General features: G+C 75.5%; 1 pseudogene. It reads right to left on the reverse strand.

Annotated features, from left to right (window positions below):
* A pseudogene (locus SM753_RS20495) lies at positions 1 to 277 on the reverse strand (MFS transporter); the annotation flags it as partial.

The raw sequence follows: 277 nt of genomic DNA on the forward strand, positions 1-277 counted from the left end.
GGTTCAGCGTCGCCGTGAGCACGCCGCTCGCGCCGGCGGGCACCCACGAGAGGCCGAACAGGACGACGGTGAGCGCGGGCGTCGGCGCGTAGACCGCGGCCACCCAGCAGCACGCGCCCAGCGAGTGGCCGACGAGCAGCAGTCTCCCGTACTGGACGTCCTCCAGGTAGGGCGCGACGACCGAGCCGACGAGCCGGCCGATGCCGAGCGCGCCGAGCAGCAGGCCGTAGACCGCGGGGCCGCCGAGCCCGCTGCCGAACGACGGCAGGATGGCGAG

This window comes from Halostella sp. PRR32, assembly GCF_034808085.1.
In the GTDB taxonomy this organism is placed as follows: domain Archaea; phylum Halobacteriota; class Halobacteria; order Halobacteriales; family Natronoarchaeaceae; genus Halostella; species Halostella pelagica.